Below are 22,415 nucleotides of genomic sequence, written 5' to 3'. Positions count from 1 at the left end.
ACCCACTTTTGGGCCCAATGCTTGTTGTTTGAGCATCGAATTGTCCCAAAACCGGTACCCACTTTTGGGTCCGATGCTCTAGCGGAGGTTTTCCATGACGATCAGGCTTGTTCTCGCCGGCTGCGGCAATATGGGCTACGCCATGCTCTCCGGCTGGCTGAAATCGGGCAAGCTCCCCCCGGCGGCGGTTTTTGTGGTCGAGCCCAATGCCGATCTGCGCAAGCGCGCTGAAGCGCTGGGTTGCAATGCTGCCTCGGATGCCGGCGGCATTCCGGCAGACGCGGTGCCGGCCCTCGCCGTCATTGCGGTGAAGCCGCAAGTGATCCGCGAGGTGACCGCCGCCTACAAGCGCTTCAACGATGGCCGCACCACCTTCCTCAGCATCGCCGCCGGAACGCCGGTCGCCACTTTCGAGTCCATTCTGGGCGATCGCGCGCCGATCGTGCGCTGCATGCCCAACACGCCGGCGGCGATCGGCAAGGGCATGATGGTGGTGTTTTCCAACCGGCTGGTTTCCATCGATACGAAACGGTTCGTTGCCGATCTGCTCTCGGCGAGCGGCGAAGTGACAGATATCGACGACGAGGGCCTGATGGACGCGGTGACGGCGGTGTCAGGGTCTGGCCCGGCCTATGTCTTCCATTTCATCGAAGCACTGGCGGTGGCTGCCGAGACGGCCGGATTGCCAGCCAAAACCGCCAGGCTGCTGGCCGTGCAGACGGTCTATGGCGCCGCCTCGCTCGCCGCCGAAAGCGGCGAAGATGCGGGCGTGCTGCGCCAGCAGGTGACCAGCCCCAACGGCACCACGGCCGCCGCACTTGCCGTGCTGATGGGCGAGGACCGGCTGACAAAACTGCTCACCGAAGCGGTGGAGGCGGCACGGCTGCGGTCGATCGAGTTGGGGAAGTAGTGGCGGCTTTGCGAGTCGCCGGCGGCGAAGGTCGACGATCAGTTGCAATAACAAACTTCCGTAGCGATCCTTCGCGCCCCCCTCTGTCCTGCCGGACATCTCCCCCACTTGGGGGGAGATCGGACGTCACGCCGGCTTTCGCCTATCTCCAACATCGCAGTGGTGAGTGGCCGCCAGAAGCTGCCAATCTCCCCCCAAGAAGGGGAGATCCCAAGTTTTGGCAAAGAGGGCAGGACAGAGGGGCGCGCTGTCCCGCCGGGATCGAAATTCTGCGCACTACCCCGCGCCGTACAGCATCTCGTCCTGCAGCCGGCGCAAGGCGAACAACCTGGTGGTCGGGTCGGGCGCGGCATTGGCTGATGTCAGCAGCTCGCCCTTGCTGACCGGCCTCAGCACCTTGCCGCCTTCGAGCAGGCCGACCGGCACGGCGCGGTTGGCGCGGGCCTCCTCGACAGTCATCGTCCAGGAGCGGTAGCAGGTCTCGCCGATGGCGTCGAATTTCTCTCCCGCCGCCAGATCGCGCTTGGCCACGGCGCAGACCTCGGCAACTGGCCTCGGCAGCGGCACCATGTCCGGCTTGCCATAGAGCGCGATGCGCGCGGCGGTGAGCGGCACTTCCAGCGAGGTCAGATGATAGGGCCGGAAGAAGCTGTAATAGGGTCCATGGCCGATATGCAGATCGTCCATGCGCTCGATGATGCGCGGATGCGTGGCCTCGACGATGACGAACACGCCGGGCGCCACGCCTTTGCCGATGGTGTAGTCGACGACGCCCTTCCTCGACAGGATGCCGCCGTCGGCGCGCGGGATGAGCACCTTGGCCAATTCATCGCGGTCGGCCTTGGGACCGTGCATGCCGGCAATGTCGGGCACCAGCCCGGTGGCGTTGGCGATGGCGCACATCTCGACCATGGTCTTCGAGCCGTCGACGAACTCGACCAGCATGCGCGGGTTCATGTTGCGGCGCAGCGCTTCCGCGCGATAGTCGTCAGGGATGGCGTCATGGTTGAGCGGGTTGTTCTTGCCCTTGCCGGCGCAGACGATAGTGTAGCCGAGCGCGGAGGCGAACTCGATCAGTTCCATGCAACTCGACGGCTCGTCACCGGCGCCGACCGAATAGACGACGCCGAGGCGGTCGGCCTGCTGCTTCAGATAACAGCCGATGGTGACGTCGGCCTCGACATTCATCATCACCAGATGCTTGCCGTGCTGCATCGCCATCAGGTCGAAATCGGCGGCGACGCCGGGCTTGCCGGTGGCGTCGATGACGATTTCGATCAGCGGATTGGTGACCAGCATCTCATTCGAGGTGATGGCTATTTTTCCGCTCTCTATCGCCTCGCTGAGCTTCGACGGCGTATCGGCCTCGCGCGCCATCGCCTCGTCGCCATAGGCGATGCGGATGGCATCACGCGCCGTGTGCGGGCGGCGGGTCGAGACGGCGCACACCGAAATGCCCGGCATCAGCATGCCTTGCGTCACCAGGTCGGTGCCCATCTCGCCTGAGCCGATGACGCCGATGCGCACCGGTCGGCCTTCCGCGGCACGCTTGGCGAGATCGCGGGCAAGCCCGGTCAAGGCGACATTGGTCATGCGCAAGTCCACTGCTTTTGATCTGAAGGGGAATAGCAGGGAACGGCAGCCTTTTGCCAACGAAACCGGCCGCCGTCCTCAATTTCTTGCGGCTGGCTTTCGCGCCGCGAGCGAATAGTCTTCCCAGTTACTGTTCAGAGATGAGGAGACCGCCCTGTCGGGCGGCGCCCCGACAGGACTCTCAGGGAGGTTGAGATGACAAACGAGTTCACGCCGAAATTCGATCTGGCTGACAAGGTGGCGCTGGTCACCGGCGCCTCGCGCGGCATCGGGCGCGCTTGCGCGCTCGCCTGCGCCGGCTCTGGCGCCGACATGATCGTTGGCGTTCGCAGCGCTGCCGACGGCGCGGATATCACCGCCGAGATCGAGCGCATCGGCCGGCGCGCGCTGGCGGTACAGATGGACCTCACCGATCTGGCGACGGTGCGAAAAGCGGTCGCCGACGCCCACGCCGCCTTCGGCCGCATAGACGTTCTCGTCAACAATGTCGGGCTCGGGCCTGAAAACCTCGCGGAGAACGTGACCGAAGCGGATTTCGACCTCACCGTGAACGTCAACCTCAAGGGCACGTTCTTCACCACCCAGGCGGTCGGACGGCTGATGATCAAGCAGAAATCCGGACGCATCATCAACATCAGTTCGCAGGCCGGCACAGTGACGCTGAAGGGCGAAGCGATCTACTGCATGACCAAGGCGGCGATAAACCACCTCACCCGCTGACTCGCGGCCGAATGGGCGCAGCACAAGATCACCGTCAACAGCGTCGCGCCGACCTTCATCTGGACCGACGGAACACGGCTCTCGCTCGCCGATCCGGACTTTCATGCCCATGTGCTTGGGCACATCCCGCTCGGCCGCATCGGTGATCCGATCGATGTCGCCGGCACGGTGGTGTTCCTGGCCTCGCCCGCCGCGTCAATGATCACTGGCGCGAATGTACTGGTCGATGGCGGCTGGTCAGTGGCGTGAGCGAACGGGTCGTCTCGCTGATGGCTGCAAGACACGTCTGGACAGTACAGCCAACGCCGCACTTGCCCCGTCAGGTTCGCCACGCTTACGCCGTAAGGGCACCGGCAGGTGGCCGGGCATTACGAAGCGGCAACTTGACAACGGTCCAGTCTTTCAAATTGAGTGAAATCACGATTAATAGAGAACCGGCACAAGACAGATGGGCGAGACACATATGGCATGGGATGAAAGAAAGATCGGTTACGGCACGGGCCACTATTTCATTCAAATGGGCCTTGCGCTGCTGGTGCTCGTCTTTCTCATCGCCCTGCCGCTCGCCTTTCTTCCCGAAGATATCAGGAAGTTCTACCTCAGCGAGGGCGGTCCCATCGAAGTCTTCTCGGCCGCCGCTTACCTGATCGTCGTGGCGACGCTTGTGCGGGAAATGTCCTATCGGGAGTTGCTCAAGCGCTGGTATCTCGTCGCCATAGCGATCGCGATGTGCCTGCGCGAGTTGGACTTCCATGCGCATTTCACCACCCACAACATCACCAAGACCACCCTCTACATTTCGCCTGACGTTCCGCTGTTGGAAAAGCTGATCGGCGCGACGGTCGTTATCGCCCTCGCCATTGCCTTCTATTTTCTCCTCAAAGACGGCCTCCGCAGCTTTGTGCAAGGGCTTCGCCACGGCGAGGCGACTGCCGTTGCCATTGCCGCCGCTATCGGTTGCGCCGTCCTTTCGAAGGTCATCGACGGGGCGCCGTCAAATCTCACATTTCTCGGCATACATGTTGCCCGGAACGATACCTCGGCAGTGTTCGAGGAAATCCTCGAATTGGGGATTCCGATCTATCTGGCCATCGCGGCATTCGCGGCCTTCCCGACGCAGGACGGTCTCACAAAAAGAGCCGCCGGACAGGTCGCGCCAAACAAGCCAGGATCGGTCATCTGATTGCTCTGCCACGCCTTCGTCATCCTAGGGTCTGCGCCGCGTCGCTTCGCTCCTTGCTCCGCCCCAGGATGACGAAGTGGAGGGGTGTTTCAGCCAATCCTAGAGGTTGCGACCTGCCACGCTCTGGTCCGCCGCGGTGCTGCCTCTATTTGCTTGAGAAGCAGGCGAGGCAAACATGTGGCATGTGGCGAAAGAGGCCTGGACACTCCTTAGGGAGAGCGTCCTCGGTTTCATCAATGACAATGCCTTGAGCCACGGGGCGGCGATGGCGTTCTATGCCACGACCTCGCTTCCGCCGATCCTGCTCATCGTCGTCGCCATCGCAGGCATGGCCTTCGGAAACGATGCGGCACAGCTGGCGCTTTCGGCCCAGATGACGGGCCTGATGGGTCCGCAGAGCGCCGAGCTCCTGCAAGCGACAATCGAGAACGCAGCACACAAGGAGGCGGGAACTCTGGCGAGCATTTTGGGGCTCGTCACGCTGCTGGTTACCGCATCCGGCGTGTTCGGCGAAATGCAGGTTGCCCTGAACGAGATCTGGAAAGTCAAACCGGGCGGCACATCGATTTCACGTCTCGTGCGGGCACGAGCTGCCAGCCTGGGTCTGGTCGCGGCGCTTGGCTTTCTGCTGCTGGTGTCCCTGGTCGTAAGCGCGGCAATATCGGCGCTTGCAAATATCATCAACGCATATCTGCCCTTTGGCACCCTCATCCTCAGCGCGATCAACGGCATCGTTTCGTTTGCGCTTATCGCGCTGTTGTTTGCGGCAATCTACAAGGTCCTGCCCGACCGCGCGCTGCAATGGCGCGACGTCGGCGTCGGCGCCGTAGCAACGGCGTTTCTCTTCACGATCGGCAAGTCGCTGATCGGCTGGTATATCGGCACCAGCGCCCTCGCATCGTCATACGGGGCAGCCGGCGCACTGCTCGTCGTGCTGCTGTGGGTCTTTTATTCGTCCGAGATCTTTCTGTTGGGCGCCGAATTTACACGAGCTTACTCGGTTCGACACGGCAGCCGATCCGATCTGGAGGCGACCATTGAAGCAAGCAAATCGCGAGCAGAAGCCGGCCACGGCGGCCATGATCGAAAAGTCTGAAAACGAAGTCTGGAATTTTTTTCAGCCGGTTGCTCACTGCCTCCCCAAGCCACTTCCTCCATCAACACCGGCGCTAAAACGCCCGCCGCGGCGCCCTGAGGCGAGCATGGCTTTGGCCGGTCGCAGCGACGCGCGAAGTTCCTTCGCCGCAGCCACCAGCTTGGCGCGGTCGCTTCCATATCTCCTGATCAACTGATGGACTTGCGCCGGGGTGATGCCGTTTTGCCGGGCAAAATGCCTTACCACATAATCCTCGCTGCCAGAAATCCGATCCCGGTGGCGAGGATAGAGCTTCGCCGCGTCGGCTGCCATGTTTTACTCTCCTTTGTCGCGTTTGCTGACGATGTATGATTGGCCAACGCGAAAGGGGCGATTTCGTTGCCGCATGTGACACCAAAGCGCCTTTTCGCCGCAGCCCGGACGCATCGCCAAAGCAATCAGACCGAAGCACGCCTTTGGTTTAATCCAGACGTCGATTTTTCGAGACTCAGTCCTCTGGCGCGCGCATGATATGGGCGGGGAGAAAATATGGGCAGGGAGGAAAAAGCCATGCGGGAATTGCCAAAGAGCATTGACGCAGACGTTGTCATCGAAATCAGCAGGCTGCTCGACGACCGTGCGAAGTCGGCACCCGTGCCAGTCCACAAGCTTGCCTCGATGATCTCGAATAGTGTCGAAACCGACTTGCCGACAGCGTCCATCGAAGAGTTGATCGTTGAAATGGCCATGACCCGCCAACTCCCGATGCTGTTCGATCTACCGGGCGCGGATACGGACAACGTCATCTCGATCGCCTTGGCGCGCGCCACCTGATCGGCAGGGGAAGCTTCCCGTCGAGTGTGATTTCAAGACGCGGATCGTCTGCTCGAATTCGCCCCGCTGGCTTCGGTCGGCGGCTTTTGCTGCGTCGCCAATAATAATCGTCCCAATAAATAATCGTCCTGGCGGTCCGCCGTCGGGAACGTGTGGTGTCCGTTTGCATTTCCCTTTGAGCAGCAAAGGAGGAATTCATGAACTGGGATCAAATCAAGGGAAAATGGATGCAGTTCAAGGGTAGGGCCAAGGAGCAATGGGGTGACCTCACCGACGATGACCTTGATCGCATCGAGGGCAATCGTGACCAACTCGCAGGCCGTATCCAGGAGCGCTATGGAATCGCCAAGGAAGAGGCAGAGCGCCAGGTGGATGACTGGTCCAGAAGCCTGACCTGAGTCTTCAACATCCAGGCTGCGCCGTCGATCGGCGCAGCCTCGACATCAGCCAAATTCACGCTCGCAAATGTGGTGCATGCGACGGTGGCGAGTTGATCTGCGCCAGCCGTCGCTCCCGGTTTCTGGAGCTAGCGCGCCGATTGTCTCTTGGCTTGCACTGCGACGGCGGTAAGGAAAGCCGTTGCGGCAGTATCGCACGCCGCTCGGGACGGGCTATAGGCGAAAAGGATCAGCTCGGCAGCCCTTGTCGTAAGGCCGTGCTTTTTAGCGAAAGCAGTTATTTCGTAAGGCTTGTCGTGGTCTATGGCCAGTTCGTAGTCTTCATTCATTGCTTCCTCCCGTTTGCGACGTTCCTCGCCTTGGCCCCCTCCGCGGCGCAAGGATTAACTTCCCCGGCCTTGAGAGAGTCTACCAATTAGAGATTGCAAAAGGCCTGCGGCGCAAGTCCGCTGCTTTTTTCGCGGCCATGCTGCCGACAGAACCAAGAACAGCGGGCCAGCATGGATGATCAACTCGGCGCTAGCCGTGCCGATCTGTTCATCAATCCGCCTGATACGGCCGTCTTGAGGGGCAGCCCCATTTTGTCCGCTGCACATCAAAAAAGATTATATGATGGCGCTGATATCGCAGGTGGTCGACGCAAGCCAATGCCGATCTTTTCAGTCAAGCACACGACCGTCTATCGCTATACGCAGCCGGTGACGTTCGGCGAGCACCGGCTGATGTTCAGGCCGCGCGACAGTTTCGATCAGCGTCTTCTGGATCACGCCCTGTTAGTCGACCCCGAGCCGAAAGAGATTGGCTGGATCCATGACGTTTTCGGAAACTGCGTTGCGGTAATCGATTTCAACGGCTCGGGCGACGAACTGCGTTTCGTGACAGACATCCGGCTCGATCACACGCCGCAGCATGCGCCTGATTTCCGTATTGATGACGCAGCACTCAGCTATCCATTTTCCTATGATTCCGACGAGGCAACCGACCTCAGCCAAACCATCGAGCGCCATCACCTCGATGATGGCGACGAGATCGGCAAATGGGCACGACAGTTCGTGAGCGCCAAAGGGCGCACCGAGACCGGCAAATTGCTGATGACGCTTTGCTACGCCATCCACGAGAGCTTTGTTTATTCGCGTCGAACTGAATCAGGGACGCAACCGCCTCTGATGACCTTGCACCTGCGTCGAGGCACATGCCGGGATTTTGCGCTGTTCATGATGGAAGCGGTTCGTTCGCTCGGTTTTGCCGCCCGTTTTGTGACCGGCTATGTCTATGTGCCGAACCGCGACAGCGGTTCTGTCGTCGGCGGCGGGTCGACGCATGCCTGGTGCCAGGTCTATTTGCCTGGCGCGGGTTGGGTCGAGTTCGATCCCACCAACGGCATTGTCGGCAACCGGGATCTGATCCGGGTGGCTGTGGCCAGGCATCCTGGGCAAGCCATTCCACTTTCAGGAAGCTACTGCGGCAGCGCGTCGAGCTTTCTCGGCATGACGGTGGAGGTCAAGGTGGTGAGGGAAGCCGGCAAATCACCAGCATCCATAAAAATCAGCGTATCCTGATGCGCCTCGGAACTGTTCGCGGGAGTTTGCTCGCATCGGGGAAGGCGCCAGCCCGCCGCGCCTTTTCGGCACGACGGACTTCAGCGTGGGGTCACGTCAGTCGTAGACCTTCACAATCTTGCGGGTGCCTGGATCGACCAGGACAGTTCGGCCCTCGATGACGACGTAGCGGTACTGAACGTCCGGCACCTCGTAAAGCTCGACTGTTTCGGGCAAAGGTGTACCGATGTTGAGTTCCACGCCGGGAAGGCTGAGTGATGCCACCGGCTTCTTTTTCACGTATTCCCGGATCACAACGTCCTGCTCGGGTTGAATAATGACGTCCTGAGCGGCGGCGGCGCTGACACCGACGAGCAGTAGGACGCCTGCCGCAGCCAATGTAAGTTGCTTTCCCATAATAGCCTCCAAGCAACCTTCAGCTGCGGTGCTTGATTGCTGCCGCGGCGGGTTGCATGGTTATCTCAACGATGCGGAGCAATTCTTGTTCCACCGGCGGTGCGCGAACCGGCTGCCACGGCCTATCGACGCCGATGTTTGGCGCACCCGCGAAAGACCGCTCAAGGCCTGGTTTCTCCTTGAGGCGGCGCGTTTGGGACTGGACAATCAGGCTGTGGCCATTTTTCACACGCAGTCGGCTTGTCGCCAGAGTCGCCATAACGTTCCACGAGTTTTGCGAAGCCGTAGGCGAAGGCGGAAAGCAGCGCCAGGATAACCACTATGCGAGCGGCCATACGGGATTATAGCAGCTCCCGCTCAGGATTGACCCAGCATCAGCTGTGCGAGGCGACTGCGCGAAACCGTAACGCCACTATGCTGCTACCCAGAGGCGTCTAGCTTAGCTAGTTTCCGTCCAGGGGGCCGCATCGAAATCGATCGCAAATCCCGCGTCGATGGCGCTTCTGGCGATGAGATCGCCAATTTGCCAATCCGTGAGTTCGCAAAGTGGAAACATCTTCCTCACGGCGATGGTCACTTCGACTATCGAGACGCTCGGATTGTCGACATGATCGATCAGGTAGCGGACAATCGCCTGCCGAACATCCAATGAATTTGGCTTCTGCAGCGGCGCGGACATTTCCGGCCTAAGAATGGAGCCGTGGTTCTGGGCCATCGGCTGTTTTGGCGTCGAAGGCAACGGGCACGCCGTGCACGACGCATGCTGCCGCCAGCATCTCCTCCAACTCGTGGTTGGTGGCCTTGCAAGCCGGCATGAGTGTTCGAATGGCGCGGATCGCCTGGGCGATCGAGAGATACCGAGCCTTGCCTCTGGAAAGGACATAGGCCTCTGTCGCGCCTTCAACGGTGACCGTGTGAAAAGTGTGGCTCATCAACAGTTCCTCCCTGCCAACAATACGACTTTCGTCTAACATGCGGCGGCCTTCAAGCTTATGTCCGATATCGGACAATCAGGCGGAGCGCGTCGCGTTTGACCGGCGTCATGCGACGCGCTTCAGCTTGTTGTGCATGTCGCAATCGCAAACCGCTGCACACCCTTGGGTCAGGGCCCTGGATCAGGCCCAAGGGGCATGCTTGTGCGCGACAAGCATTAGCCGAAGTGACGTTGCTCCTCGTCGCCATAGGCGCCATGTGTGAGCTTTATCATTCCGGCACGGTCGACGATCGTGATCTCGCCGCGCCTGGCGTGAACCAGCCCGCGATATTCAAGCATTTGCAGGGCGGTGGTAACCCCGGGGCGCCGAGAGCCGAGCATGGTCGCCAGGAATTCATGCGTCAGCTGGATCTTGTTGCCCTCGGTCCGGTCGTGGACCATCAGCAACCAGCGGGCCAGCCGTTCCTCGATCTTGGAATGGCCATTGACCAGTGCCGTCCGCGACGACTGGACAAGGAAGGCGTGGGCATAGGCAAGCAGCGACGCGCCAAGCGACTGGCTCTTTGCCACCTCAGACCGAAGAGTCTCAACCGGCAGGCACCAGCCATTGCCTGCGACCTGGATGTAGGTCTCATTGGGAGAGCTGTCCTGGCCGAGAATGATGGCAACGCCTGTCATGCCATCATAGCCAATGATCCCGACTTCACTCTGCCGCCCTCCAGTCATGGTGGCGACCACCGAAGCGATACCCGCCTCTGGAAAATACACATGCTCGATCGGCTGATACGCGACCTCCAGCTGGGCTTTGAGGTCCAGTTGGACATGATGCATCGACGGCAGCAACAGTGCGAAATCCTCTGGGGAGAGGGCTTTCAGCAGATGATTGCGAGGAAGCGACACGGCTCTCTCCCGGACGGGCAAGAGCACGTACCCTCTTACTGTCGGCTGCATCCGCAGCACTGGCGGCCGATATCGAAACATAGGCTGCAAACGCGCGATTGGCAAAAGCTGAGAAGGTCCTGGCGGCGGTCAATGGCTGCGACAGATGGAGGGTGGCGGACTGACCTTTCCCACGGCAGCTACCTTCGATCGTGGCATTGTCTCGATTGGGTGAGCACCTACACCCTCTCGGAGCATGCAGTGGTAGCCGGCTGATTTACCACACATCATTGCGCGCACTTGCTACTTAGCCCGCTGAGTGTTTCATATATTGAAGCTCGCCATGGGGGGCGAAAAGTGCTGAGTTCGATTTCGTATTGCGTGACCCGGTTGCTGCCGGTCGCTTGGATGTTGGCGGTTCAGTTGTGTTCCGCCCACGCTGCTGTGAAGTCGTTTGGCCCCTTTACGGTCGATGACGCCCATTCGGACATTATCTCTCTCGATGGTGAGATTGATGCAGGGGCGGCGCTCAACTTCCGCCGCGCGGCCGAGGCTGCACCCAACGCCAAGCTGCTCATTCTCAATAGCCCTGGCGGTGTGGTCCAGATCGCTCTTTTGATCGCAGACGACGTGCATGAGCGGAAGCTCGCGACCTACATCCCGAAAAAGGCAGCGTGCTATTCGGCATGCGCGTATATCTTCCTTGCGGGTGTGGAACGCCAGGTCGATGGCGAACTTGGTGTCCATCAGATTTCGTCTGACTCCACCGATCTTGTCAGCGCTCAGCTCTCAATCTCAGACATCATGATCTTCTCAATCGCTTCGACACGCCTGTCGAGGTGCTGACGGTGATGTTTAAGACACCTCCGAAGGACATGCATGTCTTCACACCTGATGAGGTCGCGCGCTATGGGATCGATCGCAGGCAGGGCAGTCAGACAAACACCGCCTCGAGTGAGATAAGCCGGCCGGCCGGATCGTCTGATCCGTCTTCGGCCACGACGGTCCAACCGGCAACTCCAACGACAAAGGAGGTGGATGCAGTCAATCACTCATCTCTCTCCAAACTCTCCTCAATCGAGGAATACACACGTCGCCCGACGCGGATGGCTGTCTTTGCGGGGCTTGATCTATTTGGCGACGACATCACTTCTCAACGAGCGGACGATGCCGCAAATTGCGCGCGAGCCTGTCTCTCCATGAGGGGTGAATGCAAGGCATTCACATTCAATATGAACCCGGATATCGCAAGAGGTCCAAACTGCTTCCTGAAAGCCAGCCCAGGTAAAGCCGATGGCAACTCGGCTGCTATCTCGGGTCAGTTTCTGAGCAGCGCTGATCCAGACCCCAACACATTCTCCATGGGTGTGATCGACCCGAAGACGGCCGTGTTCAAAAACGTCGATCTGCCAGGTGGAGATCTGTCGCGGAGACCTTTTGGGAGGAATCTGACCGCGCAGCAGTGCAGACTAGCCTGCGTCGCAAATAATCGCTGCATCGGCTTCACTTACATGAAACGGAAGAGCCAATGCTGGCTAAAAGGCACAATAGGCACGCCGCGCTATGCCGAGGGCATGATCAGTGGTCTCAAAAAGATGATGAGCTTTGCGCCTGCGTCGATTATCAGTCTTGAGTGACGGTATGGGGTAATTGAGCAGAGTTAGCCGGCCGTGACGATGAAGCCGCAAGCCGGCCCGCGGTCTTGGAAGGGCTTCTCCGCTGACCTTGAGCGACTGAAGGCTCCTAGATGAAAACGGGCATCGCTGTCGCGAAGTACAGCGAAGGGCTGGAGGGAGCGCCGGCAACGACGTTGGTCAAATCCTGTATCCGGCTTTCTCATCAGTGCCAGCGAGCCAGCGGACCATGTTCGCCATCAGCTTTCCGTAGAGTGGCCATCCGAGAAAATCCTGCGAGAGCCAATGCGGGCCGATATCGGTCGCCCAAGCAATCGCGCGGCCACGGCCGTGGCTGCGAACGGCAAGGAGCGGCCAGTCCGTGCCGCGATATTGGCAGGTCGCCAGAAGGCGCGACGAGCCGTCCTGCCTGAATTCCAGCTTGTTCATGCCGAGGATGGGCGGCAACGGCCCCTCCACCCCGGAAAAAATCGGATGGGACGACTGCAGGATCGAGGCGTGGAGGCCTTGCGGCACCTCCATGCCATCGCAAAACGGCAGGCAGCGGACCGGCAGCACGTCTTCGACTGAGGTGTCATGGAACCGCGCCGTCCCGAACATGCCCTGAAAGCCCATGTAACCGCCGGCCAGCATCAGCCCTCCGCCGCCTTCGACATAGGCCTTGAGCAGATCGAGGCGGTTGACGCCGACACGCCCGGCGCGGGCATCCGGCGTGACCAGCAATGTCAGCGCGCCGACATCGGAGATCACCACTGCCTGATATTGGGCGAGCGCATCAAGCTCATAGGGAAACTCCGCGGCGCAGCGCTCGCCGCCGATCTGCGTGACGACGATGCCTTCGGCGGCCAACGCGGCGTTAAAAGCCGTCGCACCATTTGTCGAGGTCGCACTTGTAAGCACATCACTGCCGATGGCGACCGACGTCGTCGCCGCAAAAGTTTCGCCTGCAAGCAATATCTTCATTGCCGCGCCCCGCACTGTTTTCGTTCGAGAGGGTTTAGAAAGGGCGCCGGATCGACCCGGCGCCCCCTTGGGCTTGAACTTTTCAGGGTCAGAACTTGAACTCGGCCAGATTGTCGGGCGTCACTATCTTGGCCGGACCGAGGATCAGTTCGCCGCCGGCGCCAATCGTGTATTCGCCGAGCCTGCCTGCTGTGAACTTCTCACCCTCCTTGCCGGTGATCTTGCACTGCGCAAGCGCCTGGGCTGTCTGATAGGTAAGATAGCCAAGATCGGTGACGTTCCACCAGATATCCTGAGCCGCGCCGTCCTTGATGTATTTCGAGATCAGAGTGGCCGGCGCGAGGCCGGTCAACTTGACCTTGCCAATCATGCCCGCCTCCTCGAGTGCACGCGCGGCCGCCGGAAGGCCAATGCCTGCTGGGACGATGATCACCTTGAGATCCGGAAAGGCCTGGACCAGCGCCAGCGCCTGCTGCTGGTTGATTTGTTCGCTTTCTTCGCCATAGGCGACCTGCACCAGCTTCATTTTGGAGAACTTCGGCTCTGCAGCCATCTTCGCCTTCATGAAGTCGATCCAGGCGTTCTGATTGGTCGCCGTCGGCGTCGACGACAGGATCGCGAATTCGCCTTCACCCCCGCTGAGGGCGAATGCACTTTCCAGCATCATTTCGGCGAGGCTGTCGCCCTTCACCTGATTGACAAACACCGCGCGGGCATCGGCGGCCACATCGGAGTCATACGAAATTACCCTGACGCCCTGCTGAACGGCGCGCTTCAGCGCAGGCGCGACGGCATTGGCGTCGTTGCCGGCAATTGCGATCACCCCGACCTTCTGCGACACGAGGCTGTTGATGAATTCGATCTGCGCCTCGGCAGTCGCCTGCGATGGGGCGACCTGGGTAGCGGTGCCGCCAATTTCCTTCGCTGCCTCTTGTGCGCCGCCAAAAGCCACTTTGAAGTAGGGGTCTGTGTCGAGCTTGGGCAGGAAACCGACCGTTACGGGTTCCTTGGCGCACTCCTGGCTGAAGGCCAGCGAGGTTGGCACCAGCAGAACCGCGGATGCGAACAGGGCTAATCTAAACGCTTTCATTGTGACTCCTCCGTCAAAATTCGGGCTTGAAGGAAGGGGCCCGAGATCACCCCTTTGTCTCGCGCATTGCGCGGGATTTGCTGAGCCGCTCCTGTGTGGAGCGCCAGTAATTGCCGACGATCAGAGAGCCGATAAGCAGCATGCCGATGATCATGCCCTGCGCGTCGCCGCCGATCTGGCTGAGCGCCAGCACGTTGCGGATGATGGCGATAAGGACCAGCGCCAGCATGACGCCGGTCAGGCGACCCTTGCCGCCAAAGACGCTGACGCCGCCGAGCAGAACAATGGTGATGACATCGAGCTCCATGCCGAGCGCATTGTTGGCGCGCGCGTTGGAGAGGCGCGCGGTATAGACGATGCCGGCGATGGCGGCGACGATGCCCGAGACGACGAACAGTTTCAGCACCATCCGGCCCGTGTTGATACCGGAATAGCGCGCCACTTCGGGGCTGCCACCGAGCGCATAGATGCGCTTGCCGGTCGGCGTCTTCTGCAGCACGACCGCAAACACCGGCGCCAGCACCAGGAAGGGCACGATGGTCCACGGTATCTGGGTCCCCGGCAGGTTGTTGATGCCGAAATCGACGACCGCGGGCGGCAAAATGTTGACCGAGCCGGTGCCAAGCAGGATGTAGCCGATGCCTCGATAGAGCGCCATGGTGCCGAGCGTCACCACCAACGACTGCAGTCCAAGGCCCGACACCAGATAGCCGTTGAAAGCGCCGAGCACGCCGCCAGCGATGAGCGTCAGCGGGATTGCAGCAAGCGTCGGCACGCCCGTCTGGACCAGTAAGCCAAAGATGACGGACGTCAGCGCCAGCACCGAGGCGATCGACAGGTCGATTTCGCGGGTGATGATGAGCAGCGTCATCGGCAGGATCAGCAACGCCTTTTCCGAGGCGCTCGCGGCCAGTTGCGAGAGATTGAACCCGGAGACGAAATTCGGCACGAAGATCGCCGCGTAGAGAAAGATGGCCAGGCAAGAAGTCGCCAGCAGCAGATCCCAGAAGTCGATCGAACGGAGGAACTTTTTCATCTCGCCCTCGCCTGCCTGGCCTGATCCGCGCGCCGCACGATGAAGGTATCGATGCCGATGGCGACCAGGATCACCAGGCCGTAAACGCCCTGCAGCCATAGCGGGTCGACGCGGACCAGCGTCAGGCCGTTCTTGATGACCAGCAGCGTGAGCGCTCCAAGGACGATGCCGAGCAGCGTGCCCGAACCACCGCGGATGGCGACGCCGCCGACCACCGCCGATGCGATCACCGTGAGTTCGAAACCGAGCGCGACGCGGGCGTCGATGGTCGCATAGCGCGATGCCCACAGCGCGCCGCACAGGCCGCCGAGCAGGCCGGCCATGCCAAAGGCCAGCAGAATGCGCCGGTCGACCGGGATGCCGATAAGACGCGCGCCGTCCGGATTGGAGCCAGCGGCGAACAGTTCGCGTCCGATCGCCGTGCGATAGAGCAGCACGTAGCCCAGGCACAGGATGACGATCGCGATGGCGACGATCAGCGGCACGCCGGCGATCTTGAGGCCGGTCATGTCGAGCCAGGCTTGCGTTACTTCGTCCGCGCTGATCTGGTCGCCGGCTGCCCAGATCGAGTTGAAGCCACGAAAGATCGACATCGAGGCCAGTGTGACGACGATGGCCGGGATCCCTCCCCTGGTGACGACGAGGCCGTTGATCAGGCCGGCGACACCACCGACCGCGCATGCGGTTACGAGGCCGATGCCGATGTCGAGCCCCGGATAGACCTGAACCATGCTGGCCGCCATGTAGGCCGAAAGGCCAATCACCGCGGCGATCGAAAGGTCGATGTTGCGGGTGATCAGCACCAGCATCTGAGCGAGTGCTGCCACCACCAGCAGAGCGGCATCCATCGACACGGCGGTCAGGTTCGCCGCACTCACCATGCGCGGGTTGATAATGGTAACCGGGATGGCGACCGCCAGCATCGCGGCGAGCAGCCCGAACTCCCGCCGCTTCAGCATGTCGAGCGGTCCTTTTTTCCTCCCCGCGCCGGCGGCGCGTTCCGCCTGTGCTGCCGGGTCGGCGTTTTCGTCGGCCTTCGTCGCAGCCTCCAGCACCTTTTCCTGGGTGGCCTCGCCCCTGGCAAATTCGGCCGTCCGATGGCCTTCGCGCAGGACGATGATGCGGTCGCACATGCCGATGAGCTCGGGCATTTCGGAGGAGATCAGGATGATAGCCATGCCCTGCGCGGCGAGATCGGCGATCATCGCATGCACTTCCGCCTTGGTGCCGACATCGATGCCTTGCGTCGGCTCATCGAGGATGAGGACGCGCGGCTCGGTGCGCAGCCATTTGGCCAGCACCACCTTCTGCTGGTTGCCGCCGGACAGGTCCTTCACCGGCTGCCCGTATCCGGAAAAGCGAAGCTTCATGCGCTTCAGCCAAGCCGAAACCAGATCGATCGCGCGGTCGGTGCCGTAAAGGCCGGAGCGAGCGGCCTTGTCGAGGACGGGCAGCACCGCGTTGTCGAGGATAGAAAAATCCATCACCAGGCTCTGGCCCATGCGGTCTTCCGAGACATAGGCGATGCGCGCATCCATGCCGTCGCGAGCCGATGCGAAGCGCACGGTTTCGCCGTCGATCAGGATTTCGCCGGCATCAGGTTGGTCGATGCCGAACAGCACGCGCGCGATCTCGGTCCGCCCGCTGCCGACCAGGCCGCCGAGCCCAAGCACCTCTCCGGCGTGGAGCTTGAGGTCGATGTTGGAAAAACCGCTGGCGCGCGAAAGTCCTCGCGCCTCCAGCACCAGCGCGCCGGTGGCGTGGTTTCGTTCCGGATAGAGGTCGGTCACTTCGCGGCCCACCATCATGGTGATGGCGGCCGCGCGGCCAAGTTCGGTCTTCGGCTTGACGCCGATGAGGCGCCCATCGCGCAGCACCGCGATGCGGTCGGCGATGCGGAATATCTCATCCATGCGATGTCCGACGAACATCATCGCCACGCCATGCAGCCTGAGATCGGCAACGACATTGAACAGCCGCTCGACCTCGCGCTGCGACAGCGCGGCGGTCGGCTCGTCCATGATCAGCACCCGCGCGTCGAGCGACAGCGCCCGGGCGATCTCGACCAGTTGCTGTTCGGAGGTGCGCAACGTTCCGAGCCGTGTTTCGGCCGACACGTCGAGGCCGACCGTCGCCAGCACCTTGCGCGCGCCGGCATACATGGCGGCGTTGTCGATGCCGCCGAAGCGGTCGCGCGGCATATGGCCGAGATAAATATTCTCGGCGACCGAAAGATCGGGGAACAGGCCAGGATGCTGGTGCATGACCGCAATGCCGGCTGCCTGGGCATCATGCGGCGTGTGGAAGACCACCGGCTTGCCATCGACCTCGACATGGCCGCCTGTAGGGGCATGCACGCCGGCCAGCAATTTCACGCAGGTGCTCTTGCCGGCACCGTTTTCGCCAAGCAGGGCCAGCACCTCGCCAGCGCGCAACTCGAAGGACGCGTCCCTGAGGGCAATCGTGCCGGCGAAGGCCTTCGTCGCCTGAACCAGGGCAACGGGGACAGCCGCATCGGTCTTCACCACGGCATTGGCCTCGCCTAATGCGCCCAACTGCAGCATCCTCCCTCCCAGCTGGTTGTTTTTTTCAATTTGCTATATTAAATGCCCTAAAGCCGCAACTGGAAAATTGACTTCCATGGCACTGACGGGCACTGTCGCGAGCGCACTGGGGCGGCTGGAGTGCCTCGATCGCAGCAGCTTCAGAGCTGTGATGATCGGCTAGAGTGGCTCTGCGAAAATGAATGGGGAGGCGCCGGTTTTGTCCGGAAAAGGCAGCAATTCCGTCAAGGTTCGGCATTACAACGAGCGGTTCGTGCTTGATGCCATCCGCCGTCTGAAGGAGGCATCCAAGTCCGATCTGGCGCGCGCCGCGAATCTGACGCCGGCCGCGGTAGCAACCATTGTCGATGGGCTGGAGTCGTCTGGATTCATAAAGCAAGTGGGGAAAAGGTTCGGGCAACGCGGATCGCCGTCCACTCTCTACCGACTTACACCAGAGCGCATCTACAGCGTCGGTATCAAGATCGGCCGGCGCGCGCTGGAAGCCGTCCTCGTCGACTTCGCCGGCGAAGTTCGCTCGCGTGGGTCGCACGAATATCGCTTTCCGGACCCCGACCTAGTGCTCAAGGCCGGCAATATGTCGCTGGCCAATTTCGAAAAACTGGTCGACGGGCTTGGCGACGCCAGCATCGTCGGCATCGGCATCGCTTCGCCGTATTTCCTCGGCGGCTGGAGCGAAGAACTCGGCTTTCCCAATGACCTTGGTAGCCGCTGGGAAGCAATCGATCTGACGACATTCTTCGCTACAAAGCCAAGGATCCCGGTTTTCGTCGAAAACGACGCGTCGGCGGCGGCGCTCGCCGAATTAATCCAAGGATCCGGCGCACGGTTCCGCGACTTCATGCATATTTCGATCGACACCTTTGTCGGCGGCGGGCTGGTGCAAGGCGGCAAGGTCCACACCGGGCCGCATGGCAACAGCGCCGCGCTCGGTCCTTTGCCGGTCTCGCCTTCAAGCCTCGATTCGGTGGCGGCCAAGCCGGCGCGTTACCAGAGCCTGCTGCATCGTGCCTCGATTTACGTGCTGGTCAATCACCTCAAATCGCGCGGCGTCGAGATCAATCGTGTGCGCGAACTGGATCCGCTGCCGCGGGGGGCGCGCGAGCCGCTGTTCGAATGGATCGACGACTGTGCCAATGCGCTGGTCGAGGCAATCATCGCCATCACCTCCGTCATCGATATCGAGGCAATCGTTCTCGACAGCATCCTGCCGCGACCTATTCATCTCGAACTTCTGACAAGAGTTCAGTCCCAGTTCAACCGGACTAGCGCCATCGGCATCGTGGCGCCGGAAATCGTCTCGGGGCAATTCGGCCCCGAGGCCTCGCCGATCGGCGCCGCGATGTTGCCGTTCTCGGCACTGCTGGCCCCCGACAGCGGCGTGCTGATGATCGGTAAGGACAGAACGATATTGCTGGGCAGCCTTTCGAAGCTTGCCAGGCAAAGCCAACCAGCAAGGAGCTCAGCGATTTCAACGGGATGAGATGGTGCTGCGAGAGAGGATTGAACTCGCCCCACAGCCAACCAACATATTGATATTACTGGGTATTCTTACCGTCTTTGCCAAGGTTGTGTACCACCTCGGTGACCAGGGTGCAAGCAACAAATGCAGCGGCGGACTGAGGTCACGCTCCATCGAATTGCGTGAATCAAGCGCAACACAGACGGCATTGACTCTCCGCGCAGTTGGTGTTATGTTTCGTTTGTAACTTACACAAGCGCGTGCGAGGCACGCTTCGAGGTGACTCGATGTTTGTTTCTATTCAGTTTGATGACATAATGGAGGCCGAGGTGGCGGCCAAGGCTGTCGAAGCCTACCGGGCGGGAAAGGTCGCCCCTACTGAAAGTGCCCAGACGCCCGACCAGAATGACCCGCTCGCGGTGCGGCTCATGCCCGCCTTGAGCTACCCCGACAAGGGCGGTGTTAAGACCGCCGTCCTGAGGGCGCTTTATGAGAAGCAGGCAAATGAGTGGGTGGCCTATTCGGAAATCGTGAATGCAGTAGCTGCCGCCACTTCGATCCCGTCTGCTGAGGCGGCGACAAGGACTCCGGCAGCACTCCGCGATTTGTCGTGGCAGGTTAAGCAGACGGTTGGCGCTTCGTACTTGACCGGCAAGCAGAAGCCCATCGAGCTACTGGCGGAACGTATCCGTTCGGGCGGAAAGTTCCTCTACCGCCTCACCAAATCGGGGCGCATTGCCGTCACCGCGTGGTTGCCAGCCGAGTAAGACCCTCCAAGTGTCGTGGCCGGGACGACACTCGGCTACGGCCCTCCTATTTTGTCTCCTTCTCGCCGTCACGTGAGCCGAGGAGGCACGCTTCGGATACTGAACAAGTAACTCGCACGCCGCTTCAAGCGCGGTACCTATGTGCCGCAGGACGCGCCCGCGAGAGCGAGGATGCCCCCGCTTTCACTGTGTTGATGGCTCCGCCAACGGGAATTGCCACCTTCCCGTCCAGGGGAAAATTCTTCAAGTCAGTCGGTGCGCGTTGCCGAAGGTAATAGACACCAGTCTTCGGATGCTTCCAAGGTCCAGGCATTCTCAAGCTCACGTGTACCCACCCCTGTGTACCAGACAGGCGGCGAAAAGACCAAGAAAGTCAGATAGTTGTTTCCAAACAATGGCTTGGAATGGTGCTGCGAGAGAGGATTGAACTCTCGACCTCTCCCTTACCAAGGGAGTGCTCTACCACTGAGCTACCGCAGCCGCTGATGGCGGGGCTTCTGCCATATCGAACCGGCAAGCGCAAGGCCAAGCGCAAGCCATTCGCAAGCCATCTGTGAAAGCCCGCTCCAACGGCTTTTGCGGACATGGCGGCGCCACAATGTTGGCTTTCCCTGAAGCCATGAACGACAAGGCAATTCCATCTGACAAGGACGGTCCACCCGACAAGGAGGGTCCACCTGACAAGGGCGGGCCATCGAAAAAGGACAGCCCACCGAAGAAGGCTGACCGCCAGACCCGGCTCGCCGAGCAATTGCGCGCCAATCTGCAGAAGCGCAAGGCGCAGTCGCGCTCGCGACGCACTGGCGAGGCTGACAAGCGGCCGGAAGGGTTCGGCGCCTTAAGGGAAACGCAAAAGGATTGATATCAACAGGCTGGCCAGCGCGAAAATCCTGTTTCTTGAACCAGGCCGGCCAATGGTTTAGACGGGCCACAACAGACTCAACCGATTAAACCGGCCTTTCGGCCGAGGGGACGCTCTTTAAATGGATCGCATCAGAATTGTCGGCGGCAACAAGCTTGCCGGAAGCATCCCGATCTCGGGCGCGAAGAACGCCGCGCTGCCGCTGATGATCGCTTCGCTGCTCACCGACGACACGCTGACCCTGGAAAACGTGCCGCATCTGGCCGATGTCGAGCAGTTGATCCGCATCCTCGGCAATCATGGCGTCGACTACTCGGTCAACGGACGCCGCGAAAAGCAGCAGGAGGGCTATTCGCGCACCGTCACTTTCTCCGCCCGCAACATCGTCGACACAACGGCCCCCTACGAGTTGGTGTCGAAGATGCGCGCCTCGTTCTGGGTGATCGGCCCGCTGCTTGCCCGCATGGGCGAGGCCAAGGTGTCGCTGCCCGGCGGCTGCGCCATCGGCACGCGGCCGGTCGATCTTTTCCTGGAAGGCCTTCAGGCGCTGGGCGCCGATATCGACGTTGACACCGGCTATGTCATCGCCAAGACCAGGAACGGCCGTCTTGTCGGCAATCGCTACGTCTTCCCGAAAGTGTCGGTCGGCGCCACCCATGTGCTAATAATGGCGGCGTCCCTGGCCAAGGGCGAGACGGTGCTCGAAAACGCCGCCCGCGAGCCCGAGATCGTCAACCTCGCCGAATGCCTCAACGCCATGGGCGCCAGGATTTCCGGCGCCGGCACCGCGACCATCACCATCGACGGCGTCGAGGCGCTGTCGGGTGCGCGCGTCCGGGTGATACCCGACCGCATCGAGACCGGCACCTATGCGATGGCCGTCGCCATGACCGGCGGCGATGTCGTGCTCGAAGGCGCGCGGGCGGACCTGCTGCAGAGCGCGCTCGACGTGATTTCCCAAACCGGCGCCGAGATCACGCAGACCAATTCCGGCATCCGCGTCAGGCGCAACGGCGCCGGCATTGCGCCGGTCGACGTGACGACAGCGCCGTTCCCGGCGTTCCCGACCGACCTGCAGGCGCAGTTCATGGGCCTGATGACGATGGCCAAGGGCAAGTCGCGCATCACCGAGACGATCTTCGAAAACCGCTTCATGCACGTCCAGGAACTTGCCCGGCTCGGCGCCCACATAACATTGTCCGGCCAGACGGCGATCGTCGACGGCGTGCCGAAGCTGAAGGGCGCGCCGGTGATGGCGACCGACCTTCGCGCTTCGGTGTCGCTGGTCATCGCCGGCCTGGCGGCCGAAGGCGAGACCACGGTCAACCGGGTCTATCATCTCGACCGCGGTTTTGAGCGGCTGGAAGAAAAGCTGTCCGGCTGCGGCGCGGAGATCGAGCGGATTTCGGGGTGATAACTGCGCGGAATTGCCGAGGTCGGCGCCGCCCCTCATCCGCCTGCCGGCACCTTCTCCCCGTATAGTGACCTATCGGATTCACACATCGAGCGTGGCTCCGTACTTGATGGCTTGGAACTCTGCGAGGCCGATGCGCATC

General features: G+C 61.1%; 23 protein-coding genes, 1 tRNA gene and 1 pseudogene. 13 read left to right on the top strand and 12 right to left on the bottom strand.

The features are described 5' to 3' along the window. Positions 1 to 94 precede the first annotated feature (94 nt). Positions 95 to 910, top strand: coding sequence for a pyrroline-5-carboxylate reductase (gene proC / locus AC0L17_RS22865; RefSeq protein ID WP_473517491.1), 816 nt, complete (start codon positions 95 to 97; stop codon positions 908 to 910). A gap of 276 nt (positions 911 to 1,186) precedes the next feature. Here the strand turns inward: proC and AC0L17_RS22860 are convergent, their stop codons facing one another. After that, the gene (locus AC0L17_RS22860; RefSeq protein WP_091595148.1) at positions 1,187 to 2,503 is read right to left on the bottom strand and encodes an NAD(P)H-dependent oxidoreductase; all 1,317 of its coding nucleotides are present in this window, start codon (positions 2,501 to 2,503) and stop codon (positions 1,187 to 1,189) included. Between the two features lie 195 nt (positions 2,504 to 2,698). Here AC0L17_RS22860 and AC0L17_RS22855 point away from each other — a divergent pair. The 3 genes and pseudogenes from AC0L17_RS22855 to AC0L17_RS22845 all read left to right on the top strand — a co-directional run bounded on the left by AC0L17_RS22855 (position 2,699) and on the right by AC0L17_RS22845 (position 5,502). Continuing rightward, a pseudogene (locus AC0L17_RS22855) lies at positions 2,699 to 3,472 on the top strand (SDR family NAD(P)-dependent oxidoreductase). A 214-nt stretch (positions 3,473 to 3,686) separates the two neighbouring features. After that, entirely contained in the window at positions 3,687 to 4,406 is a 720-nt protein-coding gene (locus tag AC0L17_RS22850; protein WP_473517490.1) for a hypothetical protein, read from the top strand. A gap of 184 nt (positions 4,407 to 4,590) precedes the next feature. After that, complete coding sequence (locus AC0L17_RS22845; RefSeq protein ID WP_473517489.1) at positions 4,591 to 5,502, top strand: YihY/virulence factor BrkB family protein; 912 nt, start codon at positions 4,591 to 4,593, stop codon at positions 5,500 to 5,502. 33 nt (positions 5,503 to 5,535) lie between these two features. Here the strand turns inward: AC0L17_RS22845 and AC0L17_RS22840 are convergent, their stop codons facing one another. Then, positions 5,536 to 5,814: a DUF3606 domain-containing protein gene (locus AC0L17_RS22840; RefSeq protein ID WP_091595140.1), complete on the bottom strand. Its 279-nt coding sequence runs from the start codon at positions 5,812 to 5,814 to the stop codon at positions 5,536 to 5,538. A gap of 216 nt (positions 5,815 to 6,030) precedes the next feature. On the opposite strand from AC0L17_RS22840, the gene AC0L17_RS22835 reads away from it, so the two are divergent. Both AC0L17_RS22835 and AC0L17_RS22830 read left to right on the top strand, forming a co-directional pair. Beyond that, positions 6,031 to 6,315, top strand: coding sequence for a hypothetical protein (locus AC0L17_RS22835; RefSeq protein ID WP_236473004.1), 285 nt, complete (start codon positions 6,031 to 6,033; stop codon positions 6,313 to 6,315). A gap of 197 nt (positions 6,316 to 6,512) precedes the next feature. Next, a complete protein-coding gene (locus AC0L17_RS22830; RefSeq protein ID WP_091595138.1) occupies positions 6,513 to 6,713 on the top strand; it encodes a CsbD family protein in 201 nt (66 codons plus the stop codon). A gap of 128 nt (positions 6,714 to 6,841) precedes the next feature. Here AC0L17_RS22830 and AC0L17_RS22825 read toward each other — a convergent pair whose 3' ends face one another. Next, a complete protein-coding gene (locus tag AC0L17_RS22825; RefSeq protein WP_036263866.1) occupies positions 6,842 to 7,042 on the bottom strand; it encodes a hypothetical protein in 201 nt (66 codons plus the stop codon). A 318-nt stretch (positions 7,043 to 7,360) separates the two neighbouring features. Here AC0L17_RS22825 and AC0L17_RS22820 point away from each other — a divergent pair, with 318 nt between their 5' ends. Then, positions 7,361 to 8,272 carry a transglutaminase family protein gene (locus AC0L17_RS22820; RefSeq protein WP_473517534.1) on the top strand — a complete coding sequence of 304 codons (912 nt, stop codon included), beginning with the start codon at positions 7,361 to 7,363 and terminating at the stop codon, positions 8,270 to 8,272. 96 nt (positions 8,273 to 8,368) lie between these two features. On the opposite strand, the gene AC0L17_RS22815 is transcribed toward AC0L17_RS22820, so the two are convergent. From AC0L17_RS22815 to AC0L17_RS22800, 4 genes are all read right to left on the bottom strand, one after another. Next, a complete protein-coding gene (locus tag AC0L17_RS22815; protein ID WP_473517488.1) occupies positions 8,369 to 8,668 on the bottom strand; it encodes a DUF1236 domain-containing protein in 300 nt (99 codons plus the stop codon). 439 nt (positions 8,669 to 9,107) lie between these two features. Continuing rightward, positions 9,108 to 9,383 (bottom strand): hypothetical protein, encoded by a 276-nt coding sequence (locus AC0L17_RS22810; protein WP_473517487.1) that lies wholly within the window; start codon positions 9,381 to 9,383, stop codon positions 9,108 to 9,110. Continuing rightward, positions 9,355 to 9,600, bottom strand: coding sequence for a hypothetical protein (locus tag AC0L17_RS22805; RefSeq protein ID WP_473517486.1), 246 nt, complete (start codon positions 9,598 to 9,600; stop codon positions 9,355 to 9,357). Before AC0L17_RS22805 ends, AC0L17_RS22810 begins: the two co-directional genes overlap by 29 nt. 218 nt (positions 9,601 to 9,818) lie before the next feature. Next, on the bottom strand, positions 9,819 to 10,502 hold the full coding sequence (locus AC0L17_RS22800; RefSeq protein ID WP_473517485.1) for a Crp/Fnr family transcriptional regulator: 684 nt from the start codon (positions 10,500 to 10,502) through the stop codon (positions 9,819 to 9,821). 336 nt (positions 10,503 to 10,838) lie between these two features. Between AC0L17_RS22800 and AC0L17_RS22795 the strand changes: the two genes are divergently transcribed. Both AC0L17_RS22795 and AC0L17_RS22790 read left to right on the top strand, forming a co-directional pair. Next, positions 10,839 to 11,327, top strand: a complete 489-nt coding sequence (locus tag AC0L17_RS22795; RefSeq protein ID WP_473517484.1) for a COG3904 family protein — start codon at positions 10,839 to 10,841, stop codon at positions 11,325 to 11,327. A gap of 5 nt (positions 11,328 to 11,332) precedes the next feature. Continuing rightward, positions 11,333 to 12,118, top strand: a complete 786-nt coding sequence (locus AC0L17_RS22790; RefSeq protein WP_473517483.1) for a PAN/Apple domain-containing protein — start codon at positions 11,333 to 11,335, stop codon at positions 12,116 to 12,118. 177 nt (positions 12,119 to 12,295) lie between these two features. Here the strand turns inward: AC0L17_RS22790 and AC0L17_RS22785 are convergent, their stop codons facing one another. The 4 genes from AC0L17_RS22785 to AC0L17_RS22770 all read right to left on the bottom strand — a co-directional run bounded on the left by AC0L17_RS22785 (position 12,296) and on the right by AC0L17_RS22770 (position 17,768). Continuing rightward, on the bottom strand, positions 12,296 to 13,078 hold the full coding sequence (locus AC0L17_RS22785; RefSeq protein WP_473517482.1) for a glutamine amidotransferase: 783 nt from the start codon (positions 13,076 to 13,078) through the stop codon (positions 12,296 to 12,298). Between the two features lie 88 nt (positions 13,079 to 13,166). Next, positions 13,167 to 14,168, bottom strand: a complete 1,002-nt coding sequence (locus AC0L17_RS22780) for a rhamnose ABC transporter substrate-binding protein (protein ID WP_473517481.1) — start codon at positions 14,166 to 14,168, stop codon at positions 13,167 to 13,169. Between the two features lie 46 nt (positions 14,169 to 14,214). Further along, a complete protein-coding gene (locus tag AC0L17_RS22775; RefSeq protein ID WP_473517480.1) occupies positions 14,215 to 15,204 on the bottom strand; it encodes an ABC transporter permease in 990 nt (329 codons plus the stop codon). Then, on the bottom strand, positions 15,201 to 17,768 hold the full coding sequence (locus AC0L17_RS22770) for an ATP-binding cassette domain-containing protein (RefSeq protein ID WP_473517479.1): 2,568 nt from the start codon (positions 17,766 to 17,768) through the stop codon (positions 15,201 to 15,203). The genes AC0L17_RS22775 and AC0L17_RS22770 overlap by 4 nt, the downstream gene beginning before the upstream one ends. Before the next feature lie 199 nt (positions 17,769 to 17,967). Here AC0L17_RS22770 and AC0L17_RS22765 point away from each other — a divergent pair, with 199 nt between their 5' ends. Beyond that, positions 17,968 to 19,251 carry an ROK family transcriptional regulator gene (locus AC0L17_RS22765; RefSeq protein WP_091595321.1) on the top strand — a complete coding sequence of 428 codons (1,284 nt, stop codon included), beginning with the start codon at positions 17,968 to 17,970 and terminating at the stop codon, positions 19,249 to 19,251. Positions 19,252 to 19,517: 266 nt separating this feature from the next. Beyond that, entirely contained in the window at positions 19,518 to 19,997 is a 480-nt protein-coding gene (locus AC0L17_RS22760) for a hypothetical protein (RefSeq protein ID WP_473517478.1), read from the top strand. Positions 19,998 to 20,402: 405 nt separating this feature from the next. On the opposite strand, the gene AC0L17_RS22755 is transcribed toward AC0L17_RS22760, so the two are convergent. After that, positions 20,403 to 20,477 (bottom strand) — tRNA-Thr (locus AC0L17_RS22755). 118 nt (positions 20,478 to 20,595) lie between these two features. On the opposite strand from AC0L17_RS22755, the gene AC0L17_RS22750 reads away from it, so the two are divergent. Together AC0L17_RS22750 and murA are read left to right on the top strand one after the other, a co-directional pair. After that, positions 20,596 to 20,859, top strand: a complete 264-nt coding sequence (locus AC0L17_RS22750; protein WP_473517477.1) for a hypothetical protein — start codon at positions 20,596 to 20,598, stop codon at positions 20,857 to 20,859. Positions 20,860 to 20,980: 121 nt separating this feature from the next. Further along, positions 20,981 to 22,273, top strand: coding sequence for a UDP-N-acetylglucosamine 1-carboxyvinyltransferase (murA, locus tag AC0L17_RS22745; protein WP_473517476.1), 1,293 nt, complete (start codon positions 20,981 to 20,983; stop codon positions 22,271 to 22,273). The last annotated feature ends 142 nt before the right edge of the window (positions 22,274 to 22,415 follow it).

It is taken from the genome of Mesorhizobium sp. WSM4829 (assembly GCF_055811475.1).
Note: the sequence above shows the minus strand (reverse complement) of the source record. Positions and strands in the feature narration are given on the sequence as shown.